Source organism: Streptomyces tatrensis (genome assembly GCF_049310065.1).
Taxonomy (GTDB): Bacteria; Actinomycetota; Actinomycetes; order Streptomycetales; family Streptomycetaceae; genus Streptomyces.
In genome coordinates this window covers 31240-47755 of record NZ_JBMDLB010000004.1, presented here as the reverse complement: position 1 = coordinate 47755, position 16516 = coordinate 31240, and the positions used below count along the sequence as shown (strand labels likewise).

The window sequence follows — 16516 nt, the reverse complement described above, 5'->3', positions numbered from 1 at the left end:
ATCACAGGCCCTTCATGCCGTCGAGCTTGCCCTGGCCTAGCACCTTGAACGCGGCGATGGCGATCGCGGCGAACGCGACGACTCCTACGATCCACATGATCATCGAGATGTTGTTGTCGCCGCGGTCGTCCTCTTCGCGCAGCACGGCCAGGTGGTCGTGGACGAGCGAGGTGAGGCGCAGCACGGCGGCATGGGCGGCGACGGCTACGCGCAGGTTCAGGTTGTTCACGGGGGCGCTCCCTTTGGGTGTGTTCAGACGGAGAAGATGCGTGCCACGGCTGGGAACCCGAAGAACACGAGCAGCACCATGGACAGCAGGGTCACGGGCACTACGAGGCTTTCGGAGGCGGCGTTGGCGCGGGCCTGGTCATCGGAGGCCTGCTCGTCTGCGAGGCTCTCGGCACGGCTGCGCAGCGTGGAGTAGATGGCGGCGCCGTCGGTGCCGGCGCTGCTGACGATGTCGGCGATGTCGGCGGCGGCCGGAACGTCGAGCTCCTCGGAAATCTGGCGCAGCGCCTCCCAGGCGGGGGCACGGTCGAGGCGTGCGCGCAGCAGGGCCCCCTGGATGCGTTGGAATACCCAGCCACTGCCGACCTCGGCGGGGCGTTCCAGGGTGTCCTGGGCGCCCGCGCTGGAGACCCGCTCCATCGCGGCGAGTTCGGCGTACGCCATGACGGCCTGGGTCGCCTCGGCGCGGGCGCGAGTGGCGCGCTTGGCGAGCCGTGCATCGGGGACGAACCACATCGCCGAGCCGGCCAGCAGGCCGACCAAGCCGGAGAGGATGAGCGGGAACTGGACGCCGGCCATGGCGACGATGAGTGTGAACAGGGAGGGCAGCAGCAGTCCTACGCCGAAGTGCAGCACCTTCGCCCCGAACAGCTCTCCGACCGATTCGCCCACCAGGTTGAGTTGCTTGACCGGGATGGTGATGCCGGGCCAGTGGCGTACGCGGTCGGCGACCGCGTCCCCGGCCCGGGTCAGGACCGGCGGCTCGACCTCGCTCTGATGGGACCGGGGGACGGAGCCGGTGCCGTGCAGGCGTTCCATGGCGGGTCCCAGGGCGGGGCCGGAAGGGAAGAGCTCACGCACCAGCAGGATCACGCCGAGACCGATGCCGGCGCCGATGAGCAGGGACAGCGCGATTGGTGTCACCGGACCCCCTCCATCTGATCAGCCGGCTTGGCCGCGGGCGTGGTGGGAACGCTGTGGCCCATGAAGCCGGGCAGCGTGGTGGTGGCACCGAGACGGTTCATCCACCAGAACAGGGCGACCACGGCGGCCATCAGCACGAGCATGACGATCATGCCCATGGGTGTTCCGTACGGCTCGACCTGCTCTTTGTTGAAGCTGGTGGCGATGACCACGACGACGGTGATGGCACAGATCCAGCGGACCGTGGTGCGGTGCCGCGCCCGGTAGGCCTCGGTGTCGCGGCGCCGGCGGACGATGTCCTTGGTGCGGTTGCCCAGGTCGGACAGGACATCGGCCAGACCCGGGCCGCGGTCGCGCATGCGCAGCAGCAGGGCCGCGGCGACCAGGTCCGCCCTCGGATCGCCCAGGGCCTGGGCGAATGCCGTCAGGGCTTCACGCGGCTCTATCCGTGAATGCAGCCGCACCGCGAGGTCGGCGACCTCCCGCTCGATCGGCTTGGGCGCGGTGCGCACCGAGGTGGCGATCGCGTCCTCGATCCCGATGCCGGTCTTGACCAGGTCGGACAGCCGCTTGGTCCACTGGGCGAGGGCCTCGAGGCGCTCGATCTGCTCGGTCGCGCTCCTGTTGGGGTTCAGCAGCCACGGCAGGAAGAACACCGAGAGGGCCATGATCAGCGCGGAGGGCAGCCATCCGGTGACCAGCCAGATCAGCATGGCACCCGCGGCCGCGCCGCCGATCTGTAGGCGCAGCATGCGTCGTGCCCTGGGCGGCCGGCCCTGGCGGATCCTCACCGGGCGGGCGGAGGCCGGCGCAACCGAGCCACGGAGCCCGGCGACGACCAGGAGCAGGCCGGCCACCATGCCTGCGGTGACGAAGCCGGCGATCAGCATCCCCATGGTCAGGCCACCTTGCCGCTCGTACGGGACGTCCAGGTACCGATGTTCTGATACGTCGACAGCCAGTCCGGGTTGAAGCCGGCGCGGATCAGATCGTCAAGGCAGGCGGGCTGGATACCTGTGGGCACGGCCCGGCCGTCGGGACCCGGGGTGAAGATCCGGTTGAACGCAGGGGCCCCGCTCAACTCGCTGAACTCGCCCGTGACCTCCAGCACCTGGTGGACGAACCGTTCCTTGGTCCCGCCCTGCTCGGTGCGGTCGTCCATGTGGATGTGCACCACGAAGTCGAGCGCCATGCCCGCGGTGAGGTAGGCCAGTTCCTGCGTCATGCCGCCGCCATGCTGGATGCACAGCTGGGCGATCCGGGCGAACACGCCGTCGGCGCGCTTGACGTGGATGGTGCACATCGAGCCACCCTCGCCCGCGCTCATCGCCTGCAGCATCGGCACGATCTCCCGCGACCGGACCTCTCCGACGATCATGCGGCGCAGCATCATGCGCAGCGACGGCGCGATGAGATCGGCGAGCTCGATCTCGCCGGCCTCCCGTCCGTCGACCCGCTCGCCGTTGCCCTCCCGCGCCTCCATCGGCACCACCTGCTCCAGATGCCCGACCTCATGGAGGAAAAGCTCGAACTCGGTTTCCAGGGTGCCGACCCTTTCCTGAGGGTCGATCTCCCTGGCCAGCGCGATCAGCATCGTGGTCTTACCGACACCCTGCGTGCCGGAGATCATGATGTTCTTGCGCGCGGCCATGGCGGCCCTGAGGAAGTGCAGCAAGGTTGCGTCGATCGTGCCGAACTCGACCAGCTTCTCCAGGCTCGCGTCGCGCACCCGCTGCTTACGGATCACGACATACGGGCGGGGCGTGACCTCCGTCATGGCCTGCAACCGGGAGGTGTCCGACAGCCGCAGGGCCAGGGTGGGGCTGGCCTTGGACAGGCTGCGCTCCCCGGCGCCGTGACGCCGGGCGAGCATCTGCAGAAGCTCAACGAGTTCCTCGTCAGACTCCGCGATCGCTGACACCCGCCGGTTGGGCTGGGTCGCGTAGTCCACCCACACGTTGTCGCAGCCGTTGATCAGGATGTTCTCGACCTGCTCGTCGTCCAGGTAGGGCTGGAGGCGGCCGTGTGCGAACTGCAGGTCGAAAACAGCCTGGGCCAGACCGGTCTCATCGGCGGAGGTCGGAGAGACCTGCCGGGATGCGGAGAAATCGGCTGCCCAGCGGGCCACGAGATCCTGAATGATCTCCCAACCGCGCTGCTCGGCCTCCTCGGCCGTCATCTCCTTGCCGGCCGACTCCTTGTAGGCCTGGTACTCCGGGGCCATCAGCGCACTGAGTTCCTCACGCAGGGCACGGACGGTGCCCCATTCCCACAGGGCCGCGCGGCCCGCAGCCGCGGGCGCGCCCGGAAGCGCCGCCGCAGGCAAGGCTGAGGCGGACGAGATCTGGACGCGTGCATCGGGGGCCGGGGGCAGCGGCTGGAACGGTCCCGGGCCGGGGACAGCGGGCCCGGGGAAGAGCGGCCTACCTCGCGTCATGAGCGGCTCCAGTCAGTCGGCGCAACAGGGTGGTGGGGCGTTGCCCGGCCGGGGCGTTCAGGCGCAGTCGCTCCTGGACGGCGAGCGTCTGCAAGGTGCGGGACATCTCCGCGGCCTTGCGCATCAGCGGCGTGCCGGCGAAGCCGCGGCCCCCGTCGCCGCCGTGGGTGAGGACCCGCGCGGTCTTCTCGTCGTACGGCAGCTGGGCGATGACCGGCAGTTGCAGCTCCTCCGCGAGGTCGCGGGGCCGAAACGGTCCTTCGCCGACAAAGATGAGCCCGAGACGGCTGCTGTCCCGTCCGTGCACCTGCAGAGCGGCGCGCAGGGCGTCCACCCGCGGCTTGGCCGCGTGGGCGGCACGCAGTGTGCCCCGGACCACGATCGCGGTCAGGTCCGCGCTACGGGCAAGGGCGCTGGCGGCGCCCGCTGCTCCGGAGCGCCCGAGGTCGACGAGGATGTCATAGCCGCTTTCGCGTCCTTCGAGGTCGCTGAACAGTTGGCTGAGACGGGGCCAGGTCTGGTGCAGGCCTGCGGCCTGGGCGGGACTGAGCAGCCCGGGCAGCAACAGCCGGTTGGCGTCGGTCTCCGGCTCCGACAGGTTCAGCAGCTGCTGCCAGAACACCTCTTCGAGGTGGCCTCGCCGGTCGGCGATCTGAAGATGGTGCAGGCCGCGGTCGCCGAAGACCCTCGACTCGAGGTAGCCGGCGGCCACCGACCCACCGTCGGGGTCACACTCGGCCAGTACGACCCGCCGGCCGTCCGGCAGCGGCCATGTCAGCAGGGCTGCGAGCGCCGTGGTGGTGGCGCCGGGACCTCCGCTTGCTCCACAGAACGCGATGACCGTCACGTCAGCTCCCCGCCGGGACGATCACCAGCGAGACATCGCCGGCTGCGGCCCAGGTGGCGAGCTGTGTTCCATTGAGCTGGGTGACCGCGAGGTCGACCACGCGGTCGCCGGAGTTGCCCGGACTGCCGACCTCGATCACCGTGGCCTGCAGGGTCTCCCCGGCCGTGTTGTCGCCGGAAGGCCCGGCGGCCGTCCCCTTGGGCGTGTGGATCACCTTGACCTTCTGGCCGGGGTTCAACCGGGTCGCCGGCAGCCGCGCGGAACTGAGGGAGACCCCCACGAGCTGCTCGCCGGCCTTGACCAGCGGCTTGTCTGTGACCGAGGACGCCGTCAGCAGGCTCCCGCGGGACAGGCCTACGACGGTGCGCTTGCCGATCAGCTTCTTCAGGTCACCGGCCGGAACCGGCGTGAGAGCCGGATCGGTGGCGATCTGAGCTTCGATGAGGTCCTCGGCCTTCAGTTCGGCGCCCATGGGCACGTCCCGGGCAACGGCGATGACGGGCTCGCGGTGACTGGTCACCGTGTACAGCCAGCCGCCTGCTGCTCCGCACACACAGATCACGGCCGTGCCCAGCGCGATCCAGCTGGACCTGCGCCGGCGGACGACGGGCTGGCGGACCAGCGGCTGCGGGGTCGGCGCGGGGTGTGCGATGTCGGGGGGTGAGGGGCTGGTGGTGGTCATGAGTGGCTTCCTTCGCGGTGCGGGGACATCAGGGCTTGGAGACGGCCTGGGCCTCGCCGATGCTGATCTGGACGGGCGCGGCCTCGCGCGTAGTGGTGATGTCGCCCTGCTGGCCGCCGCCGGTCCAGTGGACGGTCCAGGTCGTGACGGCCGTGACGGTGAAGGCCTTGCCGGGCTGGGAGTTGGATGTCTTGGTGTAGAGGTGGCCGCAGTCGGGGCTGCTCTGCCCGCCGAACCGGGGCTCGTACGGCGTGCCCGCGGTGGTGCACACCTCGGACCCGCCGTCGCCCGTCGTGTACGCGATGTGCTTCACGTTGGCGGTCGCGGTGACGGTGATTCCCGGCGCGGAGGCGCTGGCGGTCACCGGCCCCCAGGTGCGGGGGGCCTTGCTGTTCCAGATCCACACGGGCATGCCGACCAGGCCTGTCTTGCCGGCCTTGGGCGCGGTGCCGATGTCGGCACCCAGCAGCCTCATCTTCTCGACCGCTTCCTGCGCGAGCTCCTCGGCACTGGGACCGCCGCCGAAGCCCGGCGGCGGGTTCAGGCTCCATGTGCCACCGCCCTGCAGTTCCCGGCCTGCTCCGGGGCACGTCACGTTGTAGAGCTTGCCTTTGGCCCGCTCGGCGGGATCGGCCGGTGCTCCGGTGCCCCACTCCCAGTCGGCGGCGCCCTCGGCGGGCTGCGGCTCGAGAACTTCCCAGTAGCACTCGCCGACCGGGTTGAACCAGCCCATGTCCGCGTCGAAGCAGGGGACCTCGCCGATGTCGTTCCATGTAATGAAGCATTTCGCGGATCCGCCGCCACCCGGCTTCTCGCCCGGCGGCTTCGGCTTCGGCGTCTTGCCCTTGCCCCCACCCGCGTTGAGGTCGCAGTCCGGAACGAGCTCGGGGCATTTGACACCGCCGCCGGGCTTTCCGTCGCCGGGCTTGTCGACGCCGGCCGCCGGGGAGGCCCAGAGGCCCAGGTGCAGGGGTACGGCCAAGGCGGCGGCCGTGAGGAGAACCCCGCGGCCGCGCAGGCTCAGCATGTCGAGTCCTTGTCTATCGTGGAATCGGTGATCATCCACCGGCCGCTGCCGTACCTCGCCATCGAGGTCTGGACCTTCCGCCGGTTGTCGTCGAGTTCGGACTTCTTGCCCGTCGTGCGGTTCTCCGGGACGAAGGAGCTGCTGTCGACGCAGTCGACGATCGTCGCGCTCTTCGACTCGCCGCCCAGCGACAGCGTCACAGCGGGGTCGTCCTTCAACTTCGGCTCGCCCTTCACCACCAGGTCGTTCTCCTGGTAGTAGAAGGCCGCGGACCGAACCTTCGACAGGGCCTTGTCCGCGGCGAACTTGTCCAGATCGGAGCCGTCGAACGAGCCGGTGCCATAGATCTTGACCTGGGCCTTCCACATGCCGCGGTAAGCCGCCAGTACTTGCTTGCGGGCCTCCTGATCCGGTCCAGCCGACGGCGATGCGCTGGTCGGGGCGGGGGCAGAGGACGGCTTCTTGTCGGCCGAATCCTTGTCGTCGCCACTGCAGCCGGCCGTGAGAACGAGGGCGCTCAGTGCCACCACCACCGCGCCCGCGCGGGTCATGCTGATCTTCGGAGTGCTTGCCTTGACGGACAGTGCCATGGACATATCCCTCTCAATCGTGGTCGTGACGGTGCACCATCCGGCAGCCCCGGCTAAGGTCCGGTCCTACCCGGTCAGGCGCGTGCGAGCTAAGGAGCGTACGGGGCCAACCTGCCTACAGGCATGGTCATTTCGCGCCGCCGACGTCAGCGCGAAGGCGCCGGGAGCGCGGCATGCCGCGTATGGACGGCAGAACGGACCACCACCTCGTACGGTCTGCGGAGTGCCACGGCGGCCTGATGAAGTAGCCGGCCCTCCGCTGCGGCAAGGCCCCGCTCGGTCCTGGACCATCGGGCCTGCGGCACTCCCAGAAACCGCGCGAGCTCGCCCTGGCTGAGGCCCGCCTCCACCCGGAGGCGGGCAAGATCCGCAGTGTCCACCGGTACGAGCAGGGCGCACACCTCGACGCCAAGTGCCCGTGCGAGCGCGGTCAGCGTGCTCAATTGTGGAACTCGACGACCAAGTTCGTACAGGCAGATGTGCGCGGAGCTCAGGCAGGGCTCGTGCCGGGATGCGGCCAGCGCCAGGCCTTCCCTCGACAGGTTCGCGCCTCGCCGCACGCTCAGCAGGGAGTCCGGAGCGAAGCCGGGCACTCCTCGACCGGCCACTGGCACGTCCTTTCACGAAAACGTCGGTCGCCCGGCCCTGCGCGATCCTCATGACAGTTGGCACGGCACGCATGCGACACCCCCTTCCCCCTCGCAAAAGCACAGCCTGCGACCACGCCGCTCAGCCATGAATCTGAGCGGTGATCACCCTGAATCTGACACCGGTCCCCGAACCCGTCAAGATCGTTAAGGTATGATTTGTTCGATTTGACCCTTCGGGTAATCGCCCGCGACCAGCGGGCCGTGAGCGGCCCGGACGGACGTCACTTCGGCTCCGGCGCCGTGGGCGTCCCGGCCCGCCCACGGGGCGCTGCACGGCGCTTCACGAACGAGGCAGCCGACGCGGCACGCCTGTGGACCACCTCGACGATGGTGAGCGACAAAAGGAACACGTACAGGCATGCGCCCGCCCCGGCGCAGAGCGCACCCAGGGCGGCCGGCAGCACGACCAGACGCCCCCACGGTGCAGGCAGGTAGACGGCTGTCATCAAGGTGCCTACCAGGCTGACGGCGAGCAGCGTGAAGAGCGCGACCCGGCCGACCGCGCGCGCCGCGGTGACGTCGGCGGACGTTCTCCACCCGCCGGCCCCACGCCACAGCAGCCGCCGCACACGCGCGATCCGGCTGCGCCCGGCGGCAGCAACCTCGGAAACTGGCTTCATGCGCAGTCCCTCCCATAGCGAGTGACACCGTGCGCCGGGGCCGGGCACGGTCCGAAGCGGCCCCGCCAGACGGAAACCGCCCGGACGCGTCGTACTGGCGCCGGGGTGTCGCCGTGCTGCGCTGGCTTCTGGCCGGTACCTGTGGTCACTTGAGCCTCCTTCAGCGGGGATCGATTCGCCTATAGAGGTGTGAAAGTCAGGCGCCGTGTGACATACCTGATGGACATTTTCTCAGGGTGGGGCCCGACGCGAGGCGGCGCTGTCGCATGCCGCTGAGGTCGGACGGTCACCGAGAACTGCTGATAGCCGCCCCGCAGAGCACGTACGCATCTAGCCTGGCGTTGTGGATGACTTCTTTGAGCGGGTGATGTCCCGCACGAACGCCTGGCCAGCGGGTCAGGCGGACCTGCACTGGCACATCCTGCACGAGCCGGCCGTGGTCGAGGAGCAGTTCTGCGGACCGTACGAACAGCTGACCACTCGCCCAGGGCTGCGCCGGGTCGAGGCGCGCTGGGTACACACCACGCTGATGCATGGTGGCCCGGTGGACGAGTACAAGCCAGGCGAAGTCGAAGCCATCATCGAGCGCGTCACTGAACAGTGCAAGTACATATCCCCCTTCGAATTGACATACGACCGGCCGGCGGTTGGCGCCGTGGCAGTGGAAATGACTGCACGGCCCGGACATCAGACGCGACAGCTGTGGGAGATCACGACCTCGGTCGACGCCGAGGTGACCGGTGGCCGGTTTCCCCGGATGCCCGCCGCCTACTACCCGCACGCTTCGCTCGCCTACGGAATCGCTGGCCCCAGACGCGCGGACCCGCTCGCCATGAAGGTACTCCTCTCCGATCACTCCAAGGGGCCCGTGCCCCTACGCGTCGACCGGATTTCCCTCGTGGCCCAGTCGCACGACACCCGGGTCATCTCCTGGCGGCACTTGGCCGACGTCTCGCTGGGGGGTGGGAGATGAACCTCGAAGACTTCACGACGGTCGATGCGGCTACGGCATCGCGGGTCCACCTCGCGCTCCACGGGCCCTTCATCGAAACCCTCTCTCCTCGTGTCCTGCCGAGTGAGCCACCCGCTGAGGTCTGGTGCCACGAAGGCCTTCACCATGACGTGCTGAAGGCCTCGCAGGCCGTGCACGAGGCTGCCCATGCAGTCCTCGCCCGGAGCCTGGGGGCGACGCCCGTACGTCTCGAGCTGGCACCGGGGCGGGACACCCTGGTCGGTGGCGGATTCAGCGTCCAGTTCGACCAACTTGATGCGCAGCACGCCACGGTTATCACCCTGGGCGCCGGGCCTGCCCAAGCCCGCTGGCTGTGGGAGCGCGGCTACACCCACCCCCAGCTGCACCGCTGCGTGATGGAGTACTGCACGCTCGGCGATGTCGCCGACGTGAACACCTACATCGCCGAAGGCCTGCTCCTCGATCGCGAGCAGGCCTTGCGGGACGCCGAGCGGATCCTTGCCGCGCCTGGTGCTGCCCGCGCGGTGGAGGCCATGGCCGCCCGACTACTCGCCGATCTTCGACTGAACCAGCACCAGCTGGATGAAGTGCTTGACGAACATCGACTACCCTCCCCTCCTCCCGTGTGGGTACCTGGCCGACGCCTGCCAATTACTGCAGCCCCAAACCGATCCACCACTCCCCGGGAAGCAGGGCGCTGCCGAAGCGAGACATCGCGCCGGCCTTCTCCGCGGTGACACCTTGACTCCAGGGGTAGAACCGACGCCGCCGGGACTCGTCGGGCGCCTACGGCCGGACAGGCAAGCGGTCGTACGCCGCCATGGTCAAGGTGCCCTCGTTCACCTTGACCTCCGCTCCGCCGCTCTGCGGGCGAGGGGAAAGGGGTTGTCGCTACGAGGCCACGTCGTTCACGTGTTCGCGGCGCACCCACAGCCACATGCGGTAGAGGACTGGCCGGCCGAACCAGCCGATGAAGGCGGAGCCGATCACGACGGGTGCCCCCCGGCCAACCAGTCCAACGGAAGTACGGAACGCGATCTCGAGTGGCGGCTCGTAGGCCCTGTTCGCAGAGTTCCCTCGGTGCCCCTCAGATCACGAGCCGGGTCAGCCCTGCCATGACGTCAGGGTCGGCGCCGTCGAGAAGGATGGCCAACTGAGGGAACAGCATCAGAGCCACGACCTCGGTCGGAGCGTAGAACCAGGCGCCATCCGAAGCAAGATCTGCGAAAGCCGGTGCCTGGAGAGTGAGTCGACCATGGCGATCGCAGTACACGGCGGAACTCGCCGGCAGGGTGACTGAGCCACCGCGCCCGATCGCCTCAACCAGTCGGCCGCCTCGGCCGCAGCCCACCGCGGTGATCTTCCCAGCTGCGATCTGCCGCTGAAGAGTTTCGTGCGCGTACCCGTGGAGGGGGAAGGGGTAGAGCCGTATCCGTTCGAAGAGCGCGGCGTTCACCGTTCCCGTGGTCTGAGGGGCGTCGTCGAGGAGTGTGACCGGCTTGATCGCCACTCGGGCGCCGGCCCTCGCCAGTACGACATCCCCATCCAATGCCCGCCGCACGACCTCCGCCATGTCCGTGCGCACCGCGGACTCGGAGGGTTTGGCTCCCGAAGCCTGCGCCCATCCCGTGGAGCCGACGGTGACGGTGACCTGGACGGAGGCCTGGATGCGCGGGCGCGGTACGGAGTTCACCTATCCATGTTCGGCTGTCCCACTGACACCGTGCCCATCGGGGACCGCGGCTCACTCTCATGCCTGCCGGATCGACTGTGCGTCCGGACTGCGGAGCATGCCGAAATCACCGAAGTGTTCCCTCGAACAGCGTCTGGGCGCCGGCCCGCAACTCTGCCTGGACAGCCACGGGGCCCGGGACGGCGCGAGAGGGCACCGATACGCGGACCAAGTGGGTGGCGGTCCGGTGAGGAGCGATGGGCGCATCCTGATACCCAAGGCCCGCGGAGACAGTGTCGGCGGTGAAGAGGTCCGTGCCGACGAGGATTCGCAGGGTCACGCCCATCCCGGATCGGGGTTTGTCGGTGGTGTTGCGTACGGACAGTTCGAGAGTGGCGTCGCGCCAGCCTCCCTTGTCTTGGTCCAGCTGCAGTGGGGAGACCCGGACGCCGGCGGAGGACCACTGGCCGAGTGCGAGTCCCGAGCCTGGCGGTGCGGTGCTACCGGCCGAAGTGGGATGGGTATCGGTGGGGGAACCGGTCAGCTTCCCCTCGAAGAAGACAGCTTCGGCCTGGGCCAGGCCGGCCTGGGTCGCCTCGAGGGTGACGGTGGCCCGCTGGCCTGCCGTGTGCGGGGGAATCGCTATCCCGAGGTTGGCACTGAACGTGGCGCCAGGCTTCACCTTGATGCCGGCGTCCGGCTTGGGGAATCCGGCGAGGTTCTGTTCGGTGAACGGCACGGTCTCGAGGCCGAGCTCGCCGATACGGACGGTCACCGTGATATCCGGGAGCAAGGCAATCCCGGAGCTGGTGTTGGTCAGGTCGACCTGCATGCGCGCCGCGGACCAGCCGGAAGGCAGTGACCCGTCCGCCGGAGGGGAGGTCGCGCCCAGAGGGTGCACGACTGTCTTCCAGGTACCCCGAGCGAGCTGGTGCTCGGAGCCGAGGTCCACGATGCCGGCGGGCAGTCCGGCTGGGCTGACGGTGGGGGATCCTGCATGGTCGCCGTCGACCGTCGTGCCGTTCTGGCCGCATCCGGTGAGGAGGGTGACCAAGAGTGCCGTGGCGCAGTTGACGGCCAGCGCGGCGATCTTCATTTGCGAGCTCCGTTGATGTGTGGGGGGTGGAGGGGGCTGTGCCGATGCACGGAAATCGGAGTGCTGATGATGCGAGGCTGACTGCCGCCGCTTTCCTCTGCCACGGGGAAGTGTTTCCCGCCGGAGGGCGGAGCCTCTGTCGGTTGCTCAGTCTCCGATGATTCCGTCGGCACGACGGCACAGGCGCCGAGTGTGCCGCTGGTGGCCTGAAGTGTCAGGGGGTGGCCGGGATGGCGATCAGGTAGTACTCGTTGCCCTCGTCGTCAGATACGAGCACGGGGTGGCCCTGATCGACGGCGGTGAAGACGCGGTCCTTGAAGTCATCGGCACGGCCGTGCGCGGTGAGCGGAGCCTTGAGGCCAGATCGGACAGCCTCGTAAGTCGCGGGCTGAGGCCGGTGTGAGTATCGCCCTCCCTTTACCTCCGTGATGGCCGCGATGATCTCTTCGTCGCTGATCGTGGAGTCGTAGCCTTGAAGCCGGGCGAGCTGGCACGTGTTGACGGCGAGGATCTGACGGTTGTGCCTGTTACACAGTTGCCCGGGGGTTCCCCGAGGGTGGAAATGAACAGCAGTGTTGATGGACGTGGGCAACGCAATCCTCCGTAGCGGGTCCAACCTGTGCAGCTGGTCGTGCTCTGGCCTCCGGCCAGGCCGATAGCCCCCAGTCTACGCAGATAAAAGCAATTACGCAATCAGATCATGGTGTTGGTGTAACTGCTGCCGCCGGCTACCTCAAGTCGAGGGTGTTCGGCGACCGCGGCCTGCGTCATCTTCAGATCGCCGACCGGTGAGGCCATCTCTGGACCGTACAAACTCCGATAACCCGCGATCGGCGCCCTGTCGACGGTGTGGATACTCGACTCTAGGCGGCGGTGACGGCGGCGTGGACGACACGGGAGAGCCCCCGGCGCCGCTGGCGCTTGGTCAGCCCCTGGACGCTTTCGGCGGTTTCGTGACCCGCGGCGGCGGTCAGGCCGCAGACAAGGCTGTGAACCAGCTCCCTGCGCTCACGACTCGGCGTGATCGTCTGGGTTGCCGCCGTCAACGCTCGCACCAAGGGTTTGGTGGTTGCGATGTACGCCGCGTAGAAGCGGGGCTCGCCCTCAGCTGCGACGGCGGTCAGTACCCGCATGACCGGAAGGTGGCTGCTCCACCCGTCGAGTACGGCGTCGACGAGGCGTGTGGACCCGGAGAGGCCGTCTGAGGACCAGGAGCCGTCCTCGAAGGCGCCGAGCGCGGCCTTTGTCTCCTTGGCCAGGAGTCGGGACGCTTCGAGGATCGCGTCCTCAACGTCGGCGAAGTACTGGTAGAAGGTCGCGGGCGAAGTGCCCGCCGACTGGGCGATGTTCGCCACCTTGACGTCTCGATAGGAGTGCTTGGCGAGGAGTTCCGTCACCGCGTTCATGAGGTTCTGGCGAGTCTGGAGGCCGCGCCGACTGGGCGTGCGGCGAGTGGCGGAGCGGGTCCTGACGGGGGTGGGCATGGTCGTCTCCTGAGTTGAAGGGAGGGGAGTCGTGCGGGTCCGGGGTGCTGCCGGGTCCGACGTGGAATCACATTACAGGTAGAAACTCGAATACGCAACGGATTGGTTGTGGGGTGTCTCAGTAGTCCCCGCGCTCGACTTGCGCTCGCGCGGCCACGGCAGCCGCGTCCCCGGATACAGAGTGGTAGGTGTCGGCCCACCGGCCGAAGTTGAGCTCGCCGCCGTCCAGCTCGACACCGGCGACGGCGTGCTCGCCCGGAATGACACCGGCGACCAGCAGTGCGTCGGCGCGGTCGTATCGCAGGCCGAAGACGGTGAACACCTGTCCTGTGCTGGGCGGGTCCGACTGTGCTGGGGGGGCCGGACGGGTCCAGGCCGAGGTAGACGAACATCTCCTCTACAAAGTCGGCAAGCTGCTTGGCGTCCGGTCGGCGAGCGGAACCGGCATCGCGCAGGGCGCACCACGCGCGGAAGAGGGAGACCGCGGCCGAGCCGCTCGTGGTGGGGTCGAAGTGCAGCATTGATCTCTCCGAGGACTTAGTGGTCGGCTCCGGAAGTCCTTCGGGGGTTGATCATGCTGCGAGTGCCGTGGAGGATTCCTCCAGTAGGTCGGTGCCTGCGTGCCGGTCGAGTCTGGCCAGCAGATCGTCCAGGTCGGAGGTGGTGAACTTCCACTGGAACGGCTGTGCCGTGGTGTTGTAGCGGTCTTCGAATCTTCGGAGACGGTCCCTGACCTGGTCGAGGTCGGTGAAGTCGTTGGGTGAGACGACCTTGCGCTGCACGATGGAGAAGAAGATCTCTATCTGGTTCAGCCAGGAGGCATGGACGGGTGTATGGACCATGACGGCGTTCGGAAACCTGTTGGCCAGGCGGTCTATGGCCGACTGGCCGCGATGTGAGGAGCCGTTGTCGACGATCCAGTACACGCGTCTCGCGCTGGCGTAAGGCTCGCTGGTCATCACCTGCTCGACCAGTTTCATGAACGGCACGATGCCGGTGGTCTGTTCACAACGGCCGAAGACTTCGGCCCGGTGGATGTCGTAGGCGGCCAGGTAGGCCAGGGCTCCGCCGCGCCCGTAGGTGTGGTTGACGCGCATTGCGCGGGCCTGGCCGGGGGCCAGGGTGGGGTGGCAGCGGGCCTGGATGGAGGTCTTCTCATCCGCGGAGATGACGAACTCGTCTTCGCCGAGCGGGACGCTGTCGAAGGTGCGGGCGTAGAGGTCCAGGACCCGTTGAGCGGTGGCGCGGAAGCTCGGGTCGCGGATGAAGATCCAGGAGCGGTGCTGCCAGGGCTTGAGTGCGTCGTCCTTGAGCCAGCGGCGCACCGTGGAGGCGGAGATCGTCTCGGTGATGGCCCGGGTGACGGCCTCGCGCGCGAGCTCGGGGCATGACCAGCGGGAGAGCGGAGTTTCGGTTTCGGTGGGCAACTGGCAGGCCAGCGCCTTGATTTCGGCGATTTGCAGCGCGGTGAATGTCGGCGGTCGTCCCGATCGCTTGCGGTCGGCCAGGGCAGGCACCCTGCCGGCTGCGAATCGGCCGCGCCAGCGGCGCACGGTATCCACGTGCAGGTGGGTTTCGGCGGCGATCCGGGCGTTGCCGCGACCTCGTGCCGCCAGGAGCACGATCGCCGCCCGCTGGCGTGCCTGGTGCGGAGTTTTGTGGCCGTAGGCCATCTTCTTGAGTCGGTGGCGCTCGGAAGCGGTCAGCTCCACGGGCACGGCAGAGCACACGGGCATGGAAGGAGAGCGGCCCATCTCTCGGGGCGGTGAACGGGAGGGACAGCTCCGGCTTCCCTCACCGGCGCAGCCCTCAAGTCCCCGGTGGCCAGGGCGTGCCCGATAGGTCGTTGACGAACACGCCCCTCGGGGGTCAGCTGGTGACGTACTGCTCGCGGTACTCCGCGGTGGGGGCGATGGGCGTGATCACATCGATCAGGACACCGTTGGGATCGGCCACGATGAAGTGTCTTTGCCCGAAGTCCTCGCTGCGCAGTTCAAGGATGGGGTGCAGCCCCTCGCTGGTGACGAGCCGTTCCCATTCCGCGTCCACGTCCTCCACCTCGAAGTTGAGCAGCATTCCCTGTGCGGGGATCCGGTGGCCCTTGGGAACCGTTGGGTGGCTGTGGTCGAGGAGGGCGAGCTCGTACCCGGGGTCTCCCGGCTGGCGCAGGCTGACGTACCAGTCGGCCTCGAACGTCGTCTCGAACCCCAGCAGCCGGGTGTAGAAGTCGCGAGACTCTCGCAGCTTCGCTGTGCCGATCACGGGATAGAAGCCGGTCAGCTTCATACCTGAACCCCTTTCACATACCATTAGTATGCGAATGACGGTATTCGCATACCGTCGGTATGTCAACGAGGAGTGGGATGGGCATCCGGGCACAGCAGCGGGAGCAGACCAGGCAGGCGCTGCTGCGGGAGGGCAGGCGCCTGTTCTCAGGCAGCGGCTACGGCGCGGTGGGCCTGGCGGAAATCGTCCAGGCAGCCGGGGTGACCAAGGGCGCGCTCTACCACCACTTCACCGGCAAGGCGGACCTCTTCCGCGCCGTCCTGGAGGAGATGCAGCAGGAAGTGGGCCGGCGCGTGGCGGCGGCCGCCGACGCCTACGACGATCCCTGGACCCAGCTGACCGCCGGCTGCCAGGAGTTCCTCACCGCGACCACCGATCCGGACATCCAACGCGTCATGCTGGTCGACGGGCCTGCCGTACTGGGATGGAGCCAATGGCGGGCGATGGACGAAGCCGCCTCGGCCCGCCACCTCGCCGACGCGTTGTCCTCCCTCATCGACGCAAGGATCATCGCCCCGCAGCCAGTCGCACCACTGGTCCACCTGCTCTCCGGGGCAATGAACGAGGCCGCCCTGTGGCTCGCATCCTCCTCCGACCCCGAAGACCTGGACCACACCAACGCCGCGCTGACGCAACTGCTGCAGGCCCTGCGAACCGGTTGACTTGATGACCACACAACAGGGCGCAATCGCTCCGCGATCGACCATGCACCCCACACGACCTGTGCTCAAGTCAACCCCCGAAGGACTTCCGAAGCCGACCACTTAGGGGAAGGGCGGTGCCGGGCGGTTCGCCCAGCACGGTGTGGCAAGGGACGGCTACGCCTGGGTCGGCTGCGCCTTCGGGTTCGGGCGGGCATGCGGTGGGTGAAGCATGCGCGTCGGCGAAGGCGGGCCCTGGGCTGAGGGCCAGGCAGTCTGCTGTCCGTCCGCGCAGGACAAGGGTGTCGCCGTGGTCGAGGAGCAGCATGGTGCATAGGGCGAAGGCCCCCGCCACCAGG

At 68.2% G+C, this 16516-nt stretch carries 20 protein-coding genes; 3 read left to right on the top strand and 17 right to left on the bottom strand.

Features of this window, described 5'->3' with window-relative positions:
• Position 1: 1 nt before the first annotated feature.
• The 10 genes from ACODT5_RS01330 to ACODT5_RS01285 form a co-directional block, all read right to left on the bottom strand.
• On the bottom strand, positions 2 to 229 hold the full coding sequence (locus ACODT5_RS01330) for a hypothetical protein (RefSeq protein ID WP_422517291.1): 228 nt from the start codon (positions 227 to 229) through the stop codon (positions 2 to 4).
• 23 nt (positions 230 to 252) lie between these two features.
• Positions 253 to 1152, bottom strand: coding sequence for a type II secretion system F family protein (locus ACODT5_RS01325; protein ID WP_422517290.1), 900 nt, complete (start codon positions 1150 to 1152; stop codon positions 253 to 255).
• On the bottom strand, positions 1149 to 2048 hold the full coding sequence (locus ACODT5_RS01320; protein ID WP_422517289.1) for a type II secretion system F family protein: 900 nt from the start codon (positions 2046 to 2048) through the stop codon (positions 1149 to 1151). Before ACODT5_RS01320 ends, ACODT5_RS01325 begins: the two co-directional genes overlap by 4 nt.
• A gap of 2 nt (positions 2049 to 2050) precedes the next feature.
• Complete coding sequence (locus tag ACODT5_RS01315; RefSeq protein ID WP_422517288.1) at positions 2051 to 3478, bottom strand: TadA family conjugal transfer-associated ATPase; 1428 nt, start codon at positions 3476 to 3478, stop codon at positions 2051 to 2053.
• Between the two features lie 97 nt (positions 3479 to 3575).
• Positions 3576 to 4436 carry a hypothetical protein gene (locus ACODT5_RS01310; protein ID WP_422517287.1) on the bottom strand — a complete coding sequence of 287 codons (861 nt, stop codon included), beginning with the start codon at positions 4434 to 4436 and terminating at the stop codon, positions 3576 to 3578.
• A gap of 1 nt (position 4437) precedes the next feature.
• Complete coding sequence (locus ACODT5_RS01305) at positions 4438 to 5118, bottom strand: SAF domain-containing protein (RefSeq protein ID WP_422517286.1); 681 nt, start codon at positions 5116 to 5118, stop codon at positions 4438 to 4440.
• Between the two features lie 28 nt (positions 5119 to 5146).
• A complete protein-coding gene (locus ACODT5_RS01300; protein ID WP_422517285.1) occupies positions 5147 to 6145 on the bottom strand; it encodes a hypothetical protein in 999 nt (332 codons plus the stop codon).
• Positions 6139 to 6735 carry a hypothetical protein gene (locus ACODT5_RS01295; RefSeq protein ID WP_422517284.1) on the bottom strand — a complete coding sequence of 199 codons (597 nt, stop codon included), beginning with the start codon at positions 6733 to 6735 and terminating at the stop codon, positions 6139 to 6141. Before ACODT5_RS01295 ends, ACODT5_RS01300 begins: the two co-directional genes overlap by 7 nt.
• A 146-nt stretch (positions 6736 to 6881) precedes the next feature.
• Positions 6882 to 7115, bottom strand: coding sequence for a helix-turn-helix domain-containing protein (locus tag ACODT5_RS01290; RefSeq protein ID WP_422517345.1), 234 nt, complete (start codon positions 7113 to 7115; stop codon positions 6882 to 6884).
• A gap of 491 nt (positions 7116 to 7606) precedes the next feature.
• Positions 7607 to 8005: a hypothetical protein gene (locus tag ACODT5_RS01285; protein ID WP_422517283.1), complete on the bottom strand. Its 399-nt coding sequence runs from the start codon at positions 8003 to 8005 to the stop codon at positions 7607 to 7609.
• A gap of 343 nt (positions 8006 to 8348) precedes the next feature.
• Here ACODT5_RS01285 and ACODT5_RS01280 point away from each other — a divergent pair, with 343 nt between their 5' ends.
• Positions 8349 to 8978 carry a 2'-5' RNA ligase family protein gene (locus ACODT5_RS01280; protein ID WP_422517282.1) on the top strand — a complete coding sequence of 210 codons (630 nt, stop codon included), beginning with the start codon at positions 8349 to 8351 and terminating at the stop codon, positions 8976 to 8978.
• Complete coding sequence (locus ACODT5_RS01275) at positions 8975 to 9715, top strand: hypothetical protein (protein ID WP_422517281.1); 741 nt, start codon at positions 8975 to 8977, stop codon at positions 9713 to 9715. Before ACODT5_RS01280 ends, ACODT5_RS01275 begins: the two co-directional genes overlap by 4 nt.
• A gap of 350 nt (positions 9716 to 10065) precedes the next feature.
• Here ACODT5_RS01275 and ACODT5_RS01270 read toward each other — a convergent pair whose 3' ends face one another.
• The 7 genes from ACODT5_RS01270 to ACODT5_RS01240 form a co-directional block, all read right to left on the bottom strand.
• Positions 10066 to 10671, bottom strand: a complete 606-nt coding sequence (locus ACODT5_RS01270) for a hypothetical protein (RefSeq protein WP_422517280.1) — start codon at positions 10669 to 10671, stop codon at positions 10066 to 10068.
• 106 nt (positions 10672 to 10777) lie between these two features.
• Complete coding sequence (locus ACODT5_RS01265) at positions 10778 to 11746, bottom strand: hypothetical protein (protein WP_422517279.1); 969 nt, start codon at positions 11744 to 11746, stop codon at positions 10778 to 10780.
• Between the two features lie 214 nt (positions 11747 to 11960).
• A complete protein-coding gene (locus ACODT5_RS01260; protein WP_422517278.1) occupies positions 11961 to 12338 on the bottom strand; it encodes a hypothetical protein in 378 nt (125 codons plus the stop codon).
• 271 nt (positions 12339 to 12609) lie between these two features.
• Positions 12610 to 13230, bottom strand: coding sequence for a TetR/AcrR family transcriptional regulator (locus tag ACODT5_RS01255; protein WP_422517277.1), 621 nt, complete (start codon positions 13228 to 13230; stop codon positions 12610 to 12612).
• A 118-nt stretch (positions 13231 to 13348) separates the two neighbouring features.
• Positions 13349 to 13552 (bottom strand): hypothetical protein, encoded by a 204-nt coding sequence (locus tag ACODT5_RS01250; protein WP_422517276.1) that lies wholly within the window; start codon positions 13550 to 13552, stop codon positions 13349 to 13351.
• Positions 13553 to 13802: 250 nt separating this feature from the next.
• Entirely contained in the window at positions 13803 to 14966 is a 1164-nt protein-coding gene (locus tag ACODT5_RS01245; RefSeq protein ID WP_422517275.1) for an IS630 family transposase, read from the bottom strand.
• A 133-nt stretch (positions 14967 to 15099) separates the two neighbouring features.
• Entirely contained in the window at positions 15100 to 15516 is a 417-nt protein-coding gene (locus ACODT5_RS01240; protein ID WP_422517274.1) for a VOC family protein, read from the bottom strand.
• 77 nt (positions 15517 to 15593) lie between these two features.
• Between ACODT5_RS01240 and ACODT5_RS01235 the strand changes: the two genes are divergently transcribed.
• Entirely contained in the window at positions 15594 to 16178 is a 585-nt protein-coding gene (locus tag ACODT5_RS01235) for a TetR/AcrR family transcriptional regulator (RefSeq protein ID WP_422517273.1), read from the top strand.
• Positions 16179 to 16516: the final 338 nt, after the last annotated feature.